The sequence below is a fragment of the Alicyclobacillus dauci genome, from assembly GCF_026651605.1.
In the GTDB taxonomy this organism is placed as follows: Bacteria; Bacillota; Bacilli; order Alicyclobacillales; family Alicyclobacillaceae; genus Alicyclobacillus; species Alicyclobacillus dauci.
The window spans coordinates 2,685,406-2,702,548 of record NZ_CP104064.1; the positions used below are offsets into that span (position 1 = coordinate 2,685,406).

Annotated in this window: 15 protein-coding genes; all 15 read right to left on the bottom strand. The window is 51.2% G+C overall.

The annotated features are described in order from the left end of the window. Positions 1-52: 52 nt before the first annotated feature. The 15 genes from NZD86_RS13675 to NZD86_RS13745 all read right to left on the bottom strand — a co-directional run bounded on the left by NZD86_RS13675 (position 53) and on the right by NZD86_RS13745 (position 17,140). Positions 53-2,437, bottom strand: a complete 2,385-nt coding sequence (locus NZD86_RS13675) for an FtsK/SpoIIIE family DNA translocase (RefSeq protein ID WP_456057551.1) — start codon at positions 2,435-2,437, stop codon at positions 53-55. A gap of 200 nt (positions 2,438-2,637) precedes the next feature. Continuing rightward, complete coding sequence (locus NZD86_RS13680; protein WP_268042499.1) at positions 2,638-2,853, bottom strand: YlzJ-like family protein; 216 nt, start codon at positions 2,851-2,853, stop codon at positions 2,638-2,640. Next, positions 2,853-3,590: a ClpP family protease gene (locus NZD86_RS13685; RefSeq protein WP_268046881.1), complete on the bottom strand. Its 738-nt coding sequence runs from the start codon at positions 3,588-3,590 to the stop codon at positions 2,853-2,855. Before NZD86_RS13685 ends, NZD86_RS13680 begins: the two co-directional genes overlap by 1 nt. Positions 3,591-3,749: 159 nt before the next feature. Further along, complete coding sequence (locus NZD86_RS13690) at positions 3,750-5,408, bottom strand: ribonuclease J (protein ID WP_268042501.1); 1,659 nt, start codon at positions 5,406-5,408, stop codon at positions 3,750-3,752. 404 nt (positions 5,409-5,812) lie between these two features. Continuing rightward, positions 5,813-6,691: a 4-hydroxy-tetrahydrodipicolinate synthase gene (gene dapA / locus NZD86_RS13695; protein ID WP_268042505.1), complete on the bottom strand. Its 879-nt coding sequence runs from the start codon at positions 6,689-6,691 to the stop codon at positions 5,813-5,815. A gap of 20 nt (positions 6,692-6,711) precedes the next feature. Continuing rightward, a complete protein-coding gene (gene dapG / locus NZD86_RS13700; protein ID WP_268042507.1) occupies positions 6,712-7,929 on the bottom strand; it encodes an aspartate kinase in 1,218 nt (405 codons plus the stop codon). Positions 7,930-7,995: 66 nt separating this feature from the next. After that, the gene (locus NZD86_RS13705; protein WP_268042509.1) at positions 7,996-9,030 is read right to left on the bottom strand and encodes an aspartate-semialdehyde dehydrogenase; all 1,035 of its coding nucleotides are present in this window, start codon (positions 9,028-9,030) and stop codon (positions 7,996-7,998) included. A gap of 14 nt (positions 9,031-9,044) precedes the next feature. Then, positions 9,045-9,650 (bottom strand): dipicolinate synthase subunit B, encoded by a 606-nt coding sequence (locus NZD86_RS13710; protein WP_268042511.1) that lies wholly within the window; start codon positions 9,648-9,650, stop codon positions 9,045-9,047. Continuing rightward, on the bottom strand, positions 9,641-10,552 hold the full coding sequence (dpsA, locus tag NZD86_RS13715; protein ID WP_268042513.1) for a dipicolinate synthase subunit DpsA: 912 nt from the start codon (positions 10,550-10,552) through the stop codon (positions 9,641-9,643). The genes NZD86_RS13710 and dpsA overlap by 10 nt, the downstream gene beginning before the upstream one ends. Before the next feature lie 142 nt (positions 10,553-10,694). Further along, entirely contained in the window at positions 10,695-11,171 is a 477-nt protein-coding gene (gene dut / locus NZD86_RS13720; protein ID WP_268042515.1) for a dUTP diphosphatase, read from the bottom strand. Further along, positions 11,168-12,433: a M16 family metallopeptidase gene (locus tag NZD86_RS13725; RefSeq protein ID WP_268042517.1), complete on the bottom strand. Its 1,266-nt coding sequence runs from the start codon at positions 12,431-12,433 to the stop codon at positions 11,168-11,170. The genes dut and NZD86_RS13725 overlap by 4 nt, the downstream gene beginning before the upstream one ends. Before the next feature lie 62 nt (positions 12,434-12,495). Continuing rightward, positions 12,496-13,455 carry a polysaccharide deacetylase family protein gene (locus NZD86_RS13730; RefSeq protein ID WP_268042519.1) on the bottom strand — a complete coding sequence of 320 codons (960 nt, stop codon included), beginning with the start codon at positions 13,453-13,455 and terminating at the stop codon, positions 12,496-12,498. A 93-nt stretch (positions 13,456-13,548) separates the two neighbouring features. Further along, positions 13,549-15,663 (bottom strand): polyribonucleotide nucleotidyltransferase, encoded by a 2,115-nt coding sequence (pnp, locus tag NZD86_RS13735; protein WP_268042521.1) that lies wholly within the window; start codon positions 15,661-15,663, stop codon positions 13,549-13,551. A gap of 109 nt (positions 15,664-15,772) precedes the next feature. Continuing rightward, positions 15,773-16,039, bottom strand: coding sequence for a 30S ribosomal protein S15 (gene rpsO / locus NZD86_RS13740; protein WP_268042523.1), 267 nt, complete (start codon positions 16,037-16,039; stop codon positions 15,773-15,775). A 159-nt stretch (positions 16,040-16,198) separates the two neighbouring features. Further along, positions 16,199-17,140, bottom strand: coding sequence for a bifunctional riboflavin kinase/FAD synthetase (locus NZD86_RS13745; RefSeq protein ID WP_268042525.1), 942 nt, complete (start codon positions 17,138-17,140; stop codon positions 16,199-16,201). Positions 17,141-17,143: the final 3 nt, after the last annotated feature.

The window sequence follows — 17,143 nt, forward strand, 5'->3', positions numbered from 1 at the left end:
CTTTTTATGAAACGCTCATATAAAAAGGTATATGGACGACTTTCCTCTCGTATCACTCTCGTTCGCGAACAAATGACGCTTTTGCCTGATACCACTGCTCTTTAGATATTAAGACTTCTCGAGGCTTACTTCCTTCAAACGTACCCACGATACCACTCTGTTCCATCTGATCGACGATGCGGGCAGCTCTGGAATACCCGATTCGAAATCGCCGCTGAAGCATCGATACGGAAGCTTGGCCCATGTCGACGACGAGATCGACCGCATCGGAGAACAAGTCATCTAATTCAGGTCCGCCGGATCGCTCATCTGCCTGATCATCGACACCACTGTTCAAATCGACCGTATACACCGCCTGTTGTTGTTCTTTCACGAAGTTGACAAGGCGTTCAATTTCCTCCTCTGACACGTACGCGCCTTGGACACGCGTCGCCTTCGCCGCACCGACAGGCATGTACAACATGTCGCCTCGACCGAGGAGCTTTTCTGCGCCGTTTCCATCCAAAATGGTTCTTGAGTCATGCATGGACGATACTGCAAACGCAATACGGCTCGGGATGTTCGCCTTGATCAGTCCCGTGATAACGTCAACGGAAGGTCGCTGTGTCGCAAGGATGAGGTGAATACCCGCCGCACGTGCCATCTGGGCGATGCGACATATTGCGTCTTCCACGTCTCCCGGTGCAACCATCATGAGATCCGCTAACTCGTCAACGATGACAACGATGTACGGCAGGGGTTCCAAACCCTCTTCTTTCAACAGCTGGTTGTACCGTTCAATGTCCCGCGCACCGCGTTCAGCCATGAGTTGATACCGGTTCTCCATCTCTTGGACAACTTTCTTCAGGGCAAAGGCCGCCTTACGAGGATCCGTTACAACTGGCGCTAAAAGGTGTGGAATCCCATTGTATCCACTCAATTCAACCATTTTCGGATCAATCATCATCAGCTTTACTTCGTGTGGTTTGTTTCTCATCAAAATGGATGCAATGATCCCATTTATGCACACGCTTTTCCCGGAACCGGTGGCACCAGCAACCAATAGGTGGGGCATCTTCTGCAGATTACCGACAATCGGGGCTCCGGAGATATCTCTACCAAGGGCGAGAGCAAGTCTATCTTTAGACTCTTGGAACTCGGGTGCCTGAAGAACCTCCCGCAAAGAGACCACAGCAACCTCTTCGTTTGGCACTTCGATACCGATCACTGACTTTCCGGGCACGGGTGCTTCCATTCGAATGTCACGCGCGGCCAGGGCCAAGGCAATGTCGTCTGTCAGACCAACAATTCGTGACACTTTCACACCCGCAGCTGGTTGTAATTCATAACGCGTTACCGTCGGACCCCGACTGATTTCCAAAACCTTTGCTTGGACACCAAACGACTGTAGAGTTGACTCAAGCTTTACGGCGTTTGCTTGTGCCCCGCGCTGTGAAAATGTCTTTCCGCTCGACTTTGGTAGTTTAAATAGGCTGAGCGGCGGCAACCTGAAGTTCTCGTCATGAACCATTGGACCCACTTCATAGTCGCCGTCGGGCGCATGTTCTCGTCTCGGAGGCGTCGGAGCAGGCTTTTTCACCTTCGCGTCGGGAAACCGCATGACCAGCTGATTCCCCGCTTGTTCTAGTGGAGCAGGTGTAGACGCAGCCTCCGCTGCCTCCTGTTCCGCCGCGTGCTGGCGGGCACGCAGGGCAAAGTCGTGAATGATTGGTGCCTGATCCGGAGCAGGAGACGAACCTGCCAGGGGCGCATTTTTATCTGACACATCGTAAACTTCACCATCCACAACCAATTCAGGGCGACGACGGCGTGACTTGTGAGCCGGGATTTCCTCCGCTTCGGCCACCTCTTTGTCGGACTTAAAGAGGACATTCACGTGTCCTTTTACAGACTGCCACAACTTGTCCATCAGGCCCTCTGTCCAACCTGTTCCACGCTTTACGATATTGACGAGCGATGCTTGAAGCACAAGTGCAATGCCGATGAGCGCTCCAGCGAAAATCACCAATCGCGGGCCTAATTCATGCGATCCCGGCGTGTTAAAGAGCATGTGCAACAAGCCAAAAACCGCGTAGCCTATAAAGCCACCCCCGGCCGACGGGGGTCCACTTTGACCGGGTTGCCGGAGGTATTGCCGAAGCTCTGTCAGTGCAGTCAATTCGTTGTGAAAGAAATTCGCCTGTTGACCATAGGCTACTAACTCACTGTAGAAGTTCATTTCAATCAACGAGAGAAAACACAGCAGAATGATCAGTAAACCAACATGCCGACCATCCCAGACAAACTTGGATCTCCGGAACATCATATATAAAGCAGCATATCCGGTTAAAATCGGGATCAAAAAGTACCAACTACCCGCCAAGTAAATACTGATGGATGCCAGGAACTGTCCAACCCACCCCAGTTTTCCGAGCGCGAGGGCACACCCGGTCAGCATTGCGAGCCCTGTCACTTCATATTTCAAGATGTTTTTCTGTTGTTGTTTTCGTGCCACGGATCAACCCACCAGTCTTAAACTTGCTTGAAGAAGAATTTCGTTGCCACACCATCCATTTCCTTCTTCATTTAGACTGGCCATAGCTCTGAAAAAGGCAAACAAGCCAGCTGTGGCTGACCTGATGCGTCATGTTCAACGAACTATCCTTGGTACGGCATACCAGGCTGCCACTCGGCCCGAAGGTAATCCGCTGCTTTGGGACTGATCACTCGTTGAATTGTTGCGTGCCCGTCCACAGTGCGTTCGACAATTAACAGCGCATCGCCAACTCGAATTTCCTCGGTCCGACTCGCGGCGGATGATTCAGGTGGATTCGAGGCGAAGATCTCATAATCGGAAAGGATGGTCCAATGCATTACTGCATCACTCCTAAAGCCGTTCCTTGCTCCATCTCTCGCTCTTTAACAAGCTGGTGAAGTTTGGCCATTGCCTGCCCGAGTCCCCCAACCTCATCGACAAGCCCGTAGCGAACCGCGTCCTCACCAATTACCGTGGTTCCAATATCCTTGGCCATTTGACCCGTGTTGAGCATTAACGACTTAAATGTCTCTTCCGTGATGGCGGCGTGTTCAGTCACGAACTTCGTCACTCGATCCTGCATCTTTTCCAGATACTCAAATGACTGCTGGACACCAATGATGAGCCCATTCAGTCGAATCGGGTGAACGGTCATACTGGCGGATTCTGCGATAAACGTATAGTCCGAACTGACAGCTATGGGGACACCAATCGAATGGCCGCCGCCAAGGACAAGGGATACAGTTGGTTTACTTAGCGATGCGACCAATTCAGCAATAGCCAGCCCCGCCTCAACATCCCCACCAACTGTATTTAAAATCAGCAGGAGGCCTTTCACCTTGTCGCTTTCTTCCACGGCGACAAGTTGAGGAATAATGTGCTCATATTTGGTCGTTTTGTTTTGCGGAGGCAAGACCATGTGCCCTTCAATTTGTCCAATGATGGTCAAACAATAGATATTGCTCTCTGGTGTTGCGACCGGTGACGGCTGCCCCAAGGCCTCAATGTTTTGTGCAACGCGATTTGGCGGATTCAATTCAGGTTGAGCTTCAGCAGCGACCAAATTCGCCACCATCTGCGCGCCCCGTTGGTTTCTATCCAATGGAGAACCACTGTTCGGCATCATTATCTCACCGACTCCTCTCTTTCTGTAGTATGAGCGGTGAGCCACCTGTAGATGCAAAAAAGAGACACCCATTTTGGCGTGTCTCCATCGCTTCATTCGAAAGTCCGATCAAGCTTCCATAATGATTGGCAAGATCATAGGGCGACGACGAGTCTGTTCAAACAAGTACCGACCTAGTGCATCGCGTACCGCCGTCTTTAAGCTGGACCATTCGCTTACATTGTCCGATACCAGCTTGACCAATGTGCTCTCCACAAGTTTATTCGCCTCGTCCAGCAACGCTTCCGATTCCCGAACGTAAACGAAACCGCGTGAGATAATATCAGGCCCGGACAGAATATGGCCTGTCGCTTTAGATAAGGTTACGACGACCACCAAGATTCCGTCCTGGGACAACAGCTTGCGATCACGCAGGACAATATTGCCAACGTCACCTACACCCAGCCCGTCGATCATCACCGTCCCAGCTGGAACCTTACCACCTAAGCGTGCACGCCCATTTTCGAACTCCACGACGTCGCCGAGATCGGTAATAAAGATGTTTTCTGGGTCCACACCAACTTCCACTGCCAGGTCAGCATGCGTTCTCTGCATACGGTATTCCCCGTGAACCGGCAGGAAGTACTTCGGCTTAACCAGTTGCAGCATCCATTTGAGCTCTTCTTGACTGCCGTGGCCGGACGCGTGAACGCCGCGGTAAATGACATTCGCACCAACGCGAAATAGTTGGTCAATTGTTCGAGAAACATACTTTTCATTACCAGGAATAGGAGAACTCGCAAAGACAACGGTATCCCCTGGCATAATCTCAACTTTCCGATGCGCCGATCTCGCCATTCGTGTGAGTGCAGACATCGGCTCACCTTGACTCCCGGTGGATAAAATGACCAGTTTTTCGGGATCGACTTTATTTACATCATCTGCATCGATAAGGGTATCGGGCAAGGATTCAAGATAGCCCAGTTGAAGGCTCGTTTGAATGTTATTAACCATGCTTCGGCCAACAACAGCCACTTTTCGACCGTGCTTCTCAGCTGATCGAATCATTAACTGCAGTCGATGGATGTTGGATGCAAACGTGGACATAATAACGCGTCCAGTGGCTTTTGCAATAATATCGTCAATTTTTGCGCCAACCGTAAGCTCCGAGGGCGTGTATCCCGGGCGTTCGGCGTTCGTACTGTCGCCGACCAGCGCCAGTACTCCCTGTGCGCCATAAGCCGCTAATTTGTGAACATCAGCGTGGCGTCCGTCCACAGGCGTTGGGTCAAACTTGAAGTCACCCGTGTGTATGACGACACCTTCAGGTGTGTTGATGGCGAATCCTGCCGTGTCTGGGATGCTGTGATTTACGTAAAACAACGACACATCAAAAGGCCCTACATGGATCTCTGAATTTCCATCCATAGCATTTAACTTCGCGGTGTCCAATAAACCATGTTCCCGTAATTTATTTTCGACCAACCCAAGGGTCAATCGTGTGCCGTAGACAGGAACATTCAACTCACGAAGGATATATGGCATACCGCCAATATGGTCTTCGTGGCCGTGTGTCAAAAAAATTCCGTGGATTTTCTCTCGGTTTTCAGCCAGAAACGTAATATCTGGAATAACGATATCAATTCCAAGCATATCTTCTTCTGGAAACTTTAAACCCGCATCCACAACGATCATATCGTTACCGTACCAGTACAACGTCATGTTCTTACCAATTTCCCCAACACCGCCCAGCGGGACGATGGAGAGTCTAGATTTTCCTTTAGCCAAACTTGGCACCTCCGTATTGCTATCCCAGAAAAAAGCAAACTTAAACATAAGTAAACAGGGCTGTGCACGCCACACAGCTCGTCCTTGTTACCAAAAACGCTTACGTACCACTTCTTTACACTACATTCACACAGTTCTGTCCGTACGCCGATGAAAATATCGCCTCAATCGGTCACACAGATCAGCCCGGCCCGTTCCATCCATCGATCTGAGTGATGATATGCTCATTGAAAAGCCGCACCAGTCACTATGATCTGTATTATAACCCGGAACAGAACCATGCACAACAGACGAATTTGCCGAATTTTGTCGTATAAAGAAAAGAGGCCATCCCACGAACGAGATCGTTTCATCTCATTCCTGGGATGGCCTCACACAATTTTCTCAGATACGCCGATTGCGTTTCAGCATTTTCCCAGCCGACTCAACAGTTCGCGCAAATGGTCCTGAAATGTCTCAGAGACAGGGAGAAGCGGAAGGCGAACTGAACCCACGGAGTGACCCAGAAGCGCAGTAGCTGCCTTGACGGGAGCTGGACTCGGCGCCATGAACATCGCCTCGAAGACAGGAAGCAAGCGAGCGCTTAGGACGGCTGCCTCAGTCGTCTGTCCCTGCCAGAACAAGTCCATCATTTTCCGAATTTCACTACCCACGACGTGACTTGCAACGCTGACAACGCCAGCCGCACCGAGACTCAACATTGGGAGCGTAAACTTATCGTCGCCACTGTAGAAGAGAAAATCGTCAGGTTTCTCAGCAGCGATGTGCAAGATTTGAGTAAAGTTCCCGCTGGCTTCTTTCAAGGCGAAGATATTCGGTACCTGAGCCAGTCTCAGAACCGTGTCCACGTCCAAGTTCACACTGGTTCTCCCCGGAACGTTGTACAGCATGACCGGAAGACTTACTGCTTCCGCAACGGACGCAAAATGGGCGTAGAGTCCGTCTTGACTCGGCCGATTGTAATAAGGCGTGACTACGAGCAACCCATGAACCCCGAGCTTTTCGGCTTCGCGAGAAAACTCAATAGACTCCCGTGTTGCATTGGTGCCTGTGCCGGCGATAACAGGGATACGTCCATCGGCGGCTCGAAGGGTCATTTCAAATACTCGAAGCTTTTCATCGTGATCGAGCGTGGGCGATTCCCCAGTCGTTCCACAAGCGACAATCGACGTCGTGCCGGTTGCGATAAGATGGTCGACGAGGCCCTTGAGGGCCACTTCATCGACATTTCCTAATTCGTCAAAAGGCGTTACCATAGCCGTTAAAAGACTTCCAAAATCCACATCCCTCATCCTTTCCATCATCAGAGTGTTGACAGCTGAAATGCCCGGTGCAGCGCCCGTACAGCGGCAGCCATTTGTACCCCATCCACGAGCACCCAGATGGTTGTATGCGAGTCAGCTGACTGTAAAATTTCAATCCCTTCACTGGCAAGCGCTTCGACGATCCGCGCCATAATACCAGGAACGCCCATGATTCCTGCGCCGACAGCGGAGACCTTTGCGCAACCCGCTCGAACCTCCGGTTGGTAACCGAGCTTTTCAAGATATTTCACAGCAAGCCCGGCAACGTCGTCGGCAACCGTAAAGGCCACCTGATGTGGTGTGACAGATATAAAATCCACTGATATGTGATGTTCAGCCATTAGCGTAAAGATCGATGAACTTCCGATCCCCTCGCCATCGACACGAATCTGTGACAAGTTAGCGCTGTGTGCAATACCCGTCACATATTGATCATACAGAGCGCCATGTTCCAACTGCTGTGATGCCTGCGTTACGAGGGTTCCTGGATCGTCTGAATTCGTGCTGCGAACGCGGATTGGGATATTTCTCTGCATCGCGATCTCGACAGCACGCGGATGAATCACCTTGGCCCCTTGGTAAGCTAAATTGCAAATTTCCGTGTAGGTGACTTGACTCAACTGCCTCGCATCGTCAACAATGCGCGGGTCAGCAGTCATAATGCCGGCAACATCAGTGAAAATATCCACGGCTTCCGCGTTTAAAGCCACGCCAAGGGCAGTCGCGGTGGTATCACTGCCGCCTCGGCCAAGGGTTGTCGTTTCGCCGTTCTCATCGGCCCCTTGGAACCCCATGACGACAACGATACGGCTTTCCGACAATGCCGATAACATCCGCTCTGGTCGAATGTCGACGATTCTCGAATTGCCAAAATCACCGTTCGTGCGAATCCCAGCTTGCGCTCCCGTCATGACAGTGACTTGGTGACCACGACTACGAAGTAATTGACCGAAGACGACAGCCGAAATCGTTTCTCCGCAGGACATTAACAGATCTCTGTCGCGGAGGGCATCATCGTCCACATCACTATCAAACCGGTCCACCAAGGACAAGAGTGTGTCGGTCGCGTATGGGTCACCTTTTCTCCCCATTGCGGACACCACGACAACAACAGCGTAACCCTCACTCTTGGCCCTTTCAATGTGACGAACGGCTGCCAGGCGAGACTCCGGCGTTGCAACCGAAGTCCCGCCAAACTTTTGCACTAATATTTTCATTGCACTGTTCTCCCTTTTCCTGTGGAGCAACACTAACTTACGCGAAATAACGAAGGATCCATATGATTACGCACGAGCAATAAGCGTTTCCGCGATTTGAACTGCATTCCAGGCAGCGCCCTTCAGCAAGTTATCGGCAACGACGAAGAACAAGAGTGTATTTGGATCCGCTAGGTCTTGGCGAATTCGCCCGACGTAAGTGTCGCCCGTATTCTCCGCCATTTGTGGATGCGGATAAAGGTACTGGCTCGGCTCATCTACAACGACGAGATTCTCGGCAGCACGCATCTTTTCACGTGCCATCTCGGGTGTGACGGCATCGCGGAAGCGAACCGCGACCGACTCAGCGTGACCATTCATCACGGGGACGCGGACAGCAGTTGGACTCACCAAAAGTCCCGGTATCTCCAATATTTTACGAGACTCGTTTACGAGCTTCATTTCCTCTTTTGTATAACCGTTGTCAAGGAAGACATCACACTGTGGAAGTACATTGAAAGCCATCGGATAATGCACATCTTGGGACGCGAGCGGGAAAATGGTGCTCTTAACCTTCCCCGTTTTCGACCACGCCGTGATCTCGTCCTTGAGGGCATCAACCGCTTTTTGCCCCATGCCACTGACAGCTTGATACGTTGAAATAAACACATGTTCTAAGCCGAATTCGCGTAGTGCATTCAGTGCAACCATCAATTGAATGGTCGAACAGTTCGGATTGGCAATGATCCCTTGATGTCCATCCAGCGCGTGCGGATTTACTTCGGGCACAACCAAAGGAACGTTCTTGTCCATTCGATAAGCTGAGCTATTATCGATCACAACCGCCCCACGCTTTACCGCCTCAGGCGCGAAAATTTGGCTTGCACTCGCACCCGCGCTGAACAACGCGACATCAATGTCCTCGAACGACTCCGGTTTTGCCACCTCGACTTCAACCGGACTTCCGTTGTATGTGAGCGTTTGATGAGCGGAACGCTCGGAAGCCAGGAGTTTCAGCGACTCGATGGGAAAATTCCGCCGCTCGAGCGTTTGAATCATCGCTCGACCGACGGCACCCGTCGCACCCAGTACTGCAATACGGTAAGCACTTTTTCTCTCCACGTATAAACCCCTCTTTAGGACGGCCGCTCTTCTTTCCAGCGTTCGATGAGCACTGGTTGCAATTGACGTTTTTCGAGGGCAGCCGACAACGTTTCTGGAATGAGTCGCATAAGCGACACGAGTGAGTTTATTTTAACATGAGGAGCGTCCTGACCAAATGGAACAAAATAAATGTTTTTTGTATTCATTAAGCGCGCGATATTATTCATAGACAGACCGAGGCCGTCATTTGTTGAAATTCCAAGCACCACTGGCCTGTCATTCCGAAGCGTAGACTTAGCTGCCATCAACACGGGCGAGTCCGTGTTAGCCTGTGCGAACCGGCTCATCGAACTAGCTGTGCACGGCGCAATGAGCATCACGTCCAGTTTTTTCGACGGACCGAGTGGCTCGGCTTCAGGAATGGTGGTAATGGCTTGATTGCCCGTGACGTTGACGATTTTCTTTGCCCACTCTCCAGCATCACCAAAGCGGGTATCTATCGTGAGAACACTACTGGAGAAAATGGGGATCACGTTCGCGCCGAGATCGACAAGTCGTTTCACCTCCGGGAAAATCTCTTCATAGGTACAGTGACTCCCCGTCACACCAAAGCCAATTGTTTTCCCTTTTAACTCCATATGTCTTCCTCCCCTTGTGTCCCGTCTGACTCTTCAGCGAGAATGCGCGACAGTGACCCCGCTATGATCCTGCCAGCCGTCTTCGGTGCAACGAGGCCCGGCAGGCTTGGCGCCAACAGTGCCTTCATGCCCCGTCGTTCGGCGTAGCGAAAGTCGGTACCACCGGGTTTTGAGGCGATATCAATGATCACACAATCACGTGACATCTCTTTTAAAACGGCCGCTGAGAGGACCAACGCTGGGATCGTATTGAATACAATCTCAGCATCCCGCACAGCATCTTCGATCTGTTTAAGCGGTACCGACTCGAGAGACAGTTCCTTGACCCTTGCCAAATCGGAGGCATAGCGGGCACAAACACGGACACTGGAACCCATTGCACGGAGTTTGTGGGCCAATGTCTGGCCGCAGCGTCCAAATCCGAGCACGACTATTTTCGCACCGTGTAAGGTAATGTCCGTTTCCTCCATTGCGATCGCGATCGCGCCCTCAGCCGTGGGAATGGAATTCAAAATGGCCACTTCGTCGAGCTCCATCAACTTGACGAGTTGCAAGGAATGAGCCGCACACCACTCACTCAGCACTGGCCGGGCAATTCCTGTGAAGACAAAGGCGCCGGGTCGCATGGAAGCAAAATGGTCCTCCGTTAAGTAAATCGGATCAGGTGCGAACTTCGTATCCACTCTACCGTCGTTTTCCATCCCTGCTATCGGCAATACGAGTGCATCTGCCTGCCCCAAAACTGACTCTGAGAGTTCACCGTGGACTGTATCTGTGAACGACCGATGCATTTCAGAAAAGCCGATCAGCGTGGCACTCGCATCATTTTCAATGACTTGTGCGATGACCTCCAATTGACGGGCATCACCGCCAACGAACACAAGATGCTTTCCTGTGAGCATCCACTATTCACCCCTCCGTACATGTGCTGTAGCTTATGAGCATCCGCCCAAAGGGGTGAAAAAACAAATTAATAAGGGGCACTGCAATGTTCTAGCGTTCATTGCAGTGCCCCTTATTTGTCAATGAAAAATATAACGCGATCTAGTCCCCTATGCGAACGCCAGTTGAACCGAATCCAGCTTGTCCACGCCGAGTTTTCGCCAGCGGCGTCTCCGTCTGGACCCACGAAACGGGATGAAATGATGCGACAACCAACTGTGCAATGCGGTCCCCTGGCTGAATCAACACTTCTGAATCCCCGAAATTTGTGAGCAAAACTTGGATTTCTCCAGTGTAGTCACTATCCACAACACCGACCCCGTTGGACAGGGACAAGCCCGATTTCCACGCAAGTCCACTTCTTGCGTAAACCAAAGCAACCATGTCCCGTTCTGGAAGTTGAATGGCGATGCCCGTTGGAACGCGAACACGCTGGCCAGGATTTACAGTCAGCGGCGTTGGCAAGGCCGCATGTAAATCCATGCCAGCAGCACCTTCCGACGCGTATTTTGGGATATACGCCTCTCCCAAGTGCGGTGATACCAACTGAATGAATACTTGAATCTCTTCGTGACTCACTGTTCAACACCTGCCACAAACTGCTCAAAGCTGATGCCGGAGATGGGACCGACGGCGGACAACGAAAAACCACCTTGAAACAACTGGGCGGCGACCTCTTGAACGTGATCGACGGTCACTGCTTCAATTCCCGCAAGGGTCTCCTCAACTGGAATGTCTCGTTCCAGCAGCAGTTCATTCTTCGCAATTCGACTCATTCTGCTCCCTGAACTTTCCAATCCAAGCATCATCGCGCCCTTTACTTGCTGTTTGGTTTTCTCCAATTCCGTGTCCGTGAATGATCTGGTTACTACATCACGGCAGATGTCAACAATCGAGGCGATCACCGGCTCGACATGCTCTCGCGACGTACCCGCGTAAATTCCAAACATACCTGTGTCCTGATAGGACGTATGGAAGGAGAACACCGAGTAAGCCATACCGTGCTCTTCACGAATCTCTTGAAATAGCCTGGAGGACTGCGTTCCACCAAGGATATTGTTCAGTAGGATGAGCGGATACAGATTGTCGCTGCCTGCGGCGAAGCCTTGTGTCGAGAGGCAGAGATGGACCTGTTCGATGTCCTTTTCACGGGTTTTAAGTGACCGGTGAAATGGCGGAATTTCGAGGGTCCGTGAACGTGACGCATCGCCAGAGGCCATATCTCCGAACAGTCGTTCGACCTCCTTGACCGCCGTCGCCTGGTCAATGTGACCCGCGATCGCAATGACGATGTTTTCCGGTTGATACTGATCGCCGATATAATGGCGAAGGTCATTTTGCGTGAATGACAATAAATTGTCCTCGCGCCCCAGTATGGTATAACCCAACGGATGTCCCCGGTAAATTCCTTCGGCCAGTATATCCATGACCAGTTCATCAGGGGTGTCTTCATACATGTGAATTTCTTCAATGACGACACGCTTCTCTTTTTCCATCTCTTCTTCAGCAAAAGTCGACGCGAGGAGCATGTTTGCCAGCGTGTCCAACGCTATGGTAAAGTGCTCATCCAACACGCGTGAGTAAAAACATGTGTACTCCTTTGATGTAAATGCATTGACCTGTCCGCCCAACTCGTCGAACACTTGTGCGAGTTCCTTGGCGGAGTACCTATCCGTACCTTTAAAAAACATGTGCTCGAGAAAATGACTTACACCGTTGTCGCGCTCATTTTCATAACGCGATCCGGTTTTTACCCAAACGCCTATGCTCACCGAACGCAGCGTAGGGATTTCCTCTCCGACGACACGAATGCCGTTGCGAAGTTTCACACGATAAGTCACCGAATTGCCTCCTCAACCGTAACCACCACTTGACTCTTGACAATAGACTCAATATAACAAACTTACTGGACACCACTCAAGACACTCGGAGGTTGCACACTGGGTCTCTCAGCGATCACATCATCGATTGTCTTCGCGTGATAGCCATTCGCTTCAATCAGTTTAATGATTTGAGGCAACGCTTCAACGGTCGATTTGGTTGGATGCATGAGGAGAAGACACCCGGGCGTCAAACCTCGTTTTGCACGCGCCACAATGACTTCCGCTGGTGGCCGCCGCCAATCTACCGTATCCGCTGTCCACATGATGGTGTACGTCTTGCGCGCTTTTGTCATTTTCACAAGTCGGTTATCATATGAACCCGATGGTGGTGCAATAGCAGTTACTTTCCGGTGTGTTATGTTTTCTATGATCGCATTCGTTCCATCTAACTGCCTTTCCAAACCCGCATTTGTCAACTTGCGAAAATCCGGATGACCCGATCCGTGTGACCCGATTGCATGCCCGTCCTGTACCATTGCCTTCACCAAATCAGGATGCTCTTTTACCCACTTGCCGTCTAGGAAGAATGTTGCATGGACATGAGAACTCCTTAGAATTTTGAGCATAGCAGGAACGTATTCCTCTCCCCATGACACGTTGACCATGAGAGAGATCGATTTTTCTGCGTCTGGTGCTCGGTAAATCGGTTCCGCTCCTAGCGACGCAGCGCTGATCTTTGGTGGAACCTGCCTCCATACCAAATGTATTTTGCCATCGTGGGCTTCTTTTGTTGCTCGCATGCTCTCATCTTCAATCAATGCCCAACCGGCGAGACCGGGAATCAAATGCCATACCCGATCGACACGAGCATCAACCGGTTCCTTACTCAGTTGCTTTGAAAATTGCTGTAGACGTTGTTCGACACTGACCGTAGACACGTTATTCGGTACCGTTTCCTGTGCGAACACGGTCGCCGGAAACGCAGGTCCAATGAATCCGAGCAACGTTATTGATAAAGTGATGATACTTGCTTTGTGCACGGCTATCCCTCCGAGTAAATGGAAACTCGGTTTAGGTTGCCCAAACCCGGAAAATAAAAAAAGCCCCATCGTCTGGGGCTGGGTTACATTTGCTCACTGCACACCCGCTGGTGGAGTTGAATTCGAGTCCATCTGCTCCTTGATAACCTCTTTACGAGACAGGTTCACGCGGCCTTGATTATCGATTTCCGTCACTTTCACGGAAATTTCGTCACCGACCTTGCAGATATCCTCTACTTTCGCCACTCGGTTCACGTCCAACTGCGAGATGTGTACCAAGCCTTCCTTACCGGGGAGGATTTCGACAAATGCGCCGTACTTCTCAACGCGAGTGACGCGACCCACATAAATGTGGCCGACTTCTACTTCACGAACGATGTTCTCGATCATTTCTTTCGCTTTATCAGCTTGTCCGCCGTCCGAACTGTGAATGAACACCCGTCCATCCTGTTCAATGTCGATCTTCACACCGGTTTCCTCGATGATCTTATTGATCACCCGACCGCCAGGCCCAATGACATCGCGAATCTTGTCCGGATTGATCTGAACGGAAATGACACGGGGTGCGTACTTGGACATTTCCGTGCGCGGTGCTGAAATCGCCTCGAGCATCTTGCCGAGGATGAACATGCGACCAGCGTGCGCCTGCTGCAGTGCGCGCTCCAAAATGTTCTTGTCAATGCCCTTAATTTTAATATCCATCTGCAAAGCTGTGACGCCGTTCGCCGTTCCAGCCACCTTAAAATCCATATCGCCGAGATGATCTTCCATCCCCTGGATATCACTGAGAATGGCAACCTCATCCGCTTCCTTAACCAATCCCATGGCAATACCCGCCACCGGGGCCTTGATCGGCACGCCAGCATCCATAAGCGCCATCGTGCTGCCGCAGATGCTCGCTTGAGATGTGGACCCGTTTGACTCGAGGATTTCCGATACAACCCGAATCGCGTACGGGAAATCTTCAGGTGATGGGATGACCGGGTCCAGTGCGCGTTCACCGAGTGCCCCGTGACCAATATCGCGACGGCTCGGTGCACGCAACGGACGCGCTTCACCGACGCTGAACGGCGGGAAGTTATAGTGGTGCATGTATCGATTTGACGCCTCGACCTCGAGTCCATCGAGCATCTGTTCGTCGCCCATAGCCCCCAGCGTACATACGGACAACGCTTGTGTCTGACCACGAGTAAACAAACCGGACCCGTGAGTTCGCGGTAACACACCGACCTCGCAGGAAATTGGGCGAATTTCATCCAACTGACGACCGTCTGGACGAATTCCTTGATTCAGGATGGCTTTACGGACTTCCTCTTTGAGGATGTCGTGAAGAATCTCTGCAATCTCTGCCTCGTGTTCAGGGAATTCCTCTGCAAAGTGGGCCTGAACCTCTTCATTTAGTTCAGACAGTGCGACTTCACGAGCTTGCTTGTCCGGTTGTCGAACGGCCACATTCGTACGATCCGTTGCGTATGCTCGAACTGCAGCGTTTAGTGCCTCGTCAACTTGGTGAAGGACAACCTCACGCTTTTGGACGCCAACTTTTTCAGCAAATTTTTCAATTTCAGAACAGATCTGCTGGATGATGCTGTGTCCATACAAAACTGCTTCAAGCACTTTGTCCTCTGGTACTTCATTTGCACCCGCTTCTACCATCACGATTGCGTCTTTCGTTCCAGCCAAAACTAAGTGCAAATCACTCTTACGGGCTTGTTCCACAGTCGGATTGACAACAAATTCACCATCGATGAGGCCGACAATGACACCACCGATTGGGCCATCAAACGGAATATCGGAAATGGTCAATGATGCCGACGTACCGATCATGGCCGCAATTTCCGGTGCACAATCTTGATCCACGGACATCACGATGTCAACGACTTGAACGTCGTTTCGAAAACCTTCCGGAAATAGCGGCCGGATGGGGCGGTCAATGAGACGTGATGCTAAAATGGCTTTTTCACTCGGGCGCCCTTCGCGCTTTATAAAGCCTCCGGGAATTTTCCCCACGGCGTACAGCCGCTCTTCATAGTTGACCGTGAGCGGAAAAAAATCCAGATCCTTCGGTTCTTTGGACGCGGTGACCGTTGCCAATACGACGGTCTCTCCGTACGTCACATTTACAGCTGCAGTTGCTTGTTTGGCCAACTTACCAGTCTCAAGGACAAAAGGACGTCCCCCAATTTCAAACTCATGCCGTACTATCATGTGCTCCTTCAAGCCTCCTCAACAAATCTCGACCTTACCTTACCCTGTATGTATGGATGAAACGCAGTGCTATGTAAAAGAAGCGGGCCGAAGCCCGCTTAGCTCTTACTTATCTGCGTAGTCCCAAGGACTGAATCAATTCACGGTAACGGTTGACATCCTTCTTGCGAAGATAGTTCAACAAGTTTCTACGGCGGCCAATCATCTTGTACAACCCGCGACGGGAGTGATGATCCTTCTTGTGCGTACGGAAGTGTTCTGTCAGATATGTGATACGCTCAGTCAAAATAGCGATCTGAACTTCCGGAGACCCCGTATCCGTCTCATGGACTTGATACTTTTCAACAATTCCACGCTTTGATTCGTTCGACAACATAAAAGATGTCCTCCTAATTTCTTATCATCCCTGCAACGAAGAAGTGGTCGGGAGGTCACGTCCACATCCGCGAGGCAGTTCATCGGTGCATATACACACAAATGATAGCATACCATAGAACGGTCTTTCAACGATAGTCCTTAATTCACTAACCTCGTATCAGGGCAATCCCAGCAGTTCCCGCGCCGTCGTGCAATCACTTGCAATCTGGTCTTTTAATTCATCCAATCCTGAGAACTTCCGTTCATCGCGGATGCGATGAAGAAACGATACTCGACATTGTTTCCCATAGAGATCGCCATTAAACCCAAGCAGGTGAACTTCCAGGCGGAAATCTTGCCCATTCACTGTGGGTCGATACCCTGCGTTGAGAACGCCAAACCAATGCTCGGACCCACCGTTTTCAGCTGGAATCGCCACGGCAACCGCGTATACCCCAGACTTGGGCATAACATATTCGTCTAGGTCACCAAGGTTGGCTGTGGGAAAACCAATCGTCCTCCCCCGCTCGTCTCCATGAATCACTGGCCCAGTTACACTATATGGGCGCCCCAGCAGCATCTCTACTGCTTCCACCCGCCCTTGTTCCAGGTGTGCTCGAATTTGCGAACTACTCACTTTCGCCCGATTCTCTTCAACTGGTGCAACAACATGCACAGAGACGCCCATGTTTGTCGCCCATTCGGTGAGCAGTTGTACAGTCCCCTTGCCTCCGCGTCCAAAGCGAAAATCTGGTCCGACGACAATGTGTTTCAAGTGAAGACAACCTAGGTGTTCCTTCACAAACACTTCGGGATCGGTCGCCGCGTACGCGTCATTAAATTGAACGACGTATAGGGCGTCGACACCGTGATCGGCCAAGACGCGCATTTTCTCACCACGTGGTGTCAAAAGACGAAGATACTCAGCCTTGCCGCTCAACACATAGGTCGGATGTGGTTCAAAGCACATCACCGCCAGCCTTGTCCCTGGCTCCAATAGCTGACGTGCGCGGTCCAGAATGGCCTGGTGGCCGATGTGGACACCGTCAAATTTTCCGATAGCGAGCACCTGTGGGACGCTGCTTTCGCACGGCAGTCCGTTCACTTCGTACAACTGCACGTC

Coding starts and splice junctions, on each gene's coding strand:
- NZD86_RS13675 (WP_456057551.1), bottom strand. CDS start 2,437: ATGCTGACCGGGTGTGCCCTCGCGCTCGGAAAACTGGGGTGGGTTGGA.
- NZD86_RS13680 (WP_268042499.1), bottom strand. CDS start 2,853: ATGCATTGGACCATCCTTTCCGATTATGAGATCTTCGCCTCGAATCCA.
- NZD86_RS13685 (WP_268046881.1), bottom strand. CDS start 3,590: ATGGTGGCGAATTTGGTCGCTGCTGAAGCTCAACCTGAATTGAATCCG.
- dapG (WP_268042507.1), bottom strand. CDS start 7,929: ATGAAAATATTAGTGCAAAAGTTTGGCGGGACTTCGGTTGCAACGCCG.
- NZD86_RS13710 (WP_268042511.1), bottom strand. CDS start 9,650: ATGGAGTTAAAAGGGAAAACAATTGGCTTTGGTGTGACGGGGAGTCAC.
- dpsA (WP_268042513.1), bottom strand. CDS start 10,552: ATGCTCACAGGAAAGCATCTTGTGTTCGTTGGCGGTGATGCCCGTCAA.
- pnp (WP_268042521.1), bottom strand. CDS start 15,663: ATGATAGTACGGCATGAGTTTGAAATTGGGGGACGTCCTTTTGTCCTT.
- rpsO (WP_268042523.1), bottom strand. CDS start 16,039: ATGTTGTCGAACGAATCAAAGCGTGGAATTGTTGAAAAGTATCAAGTC.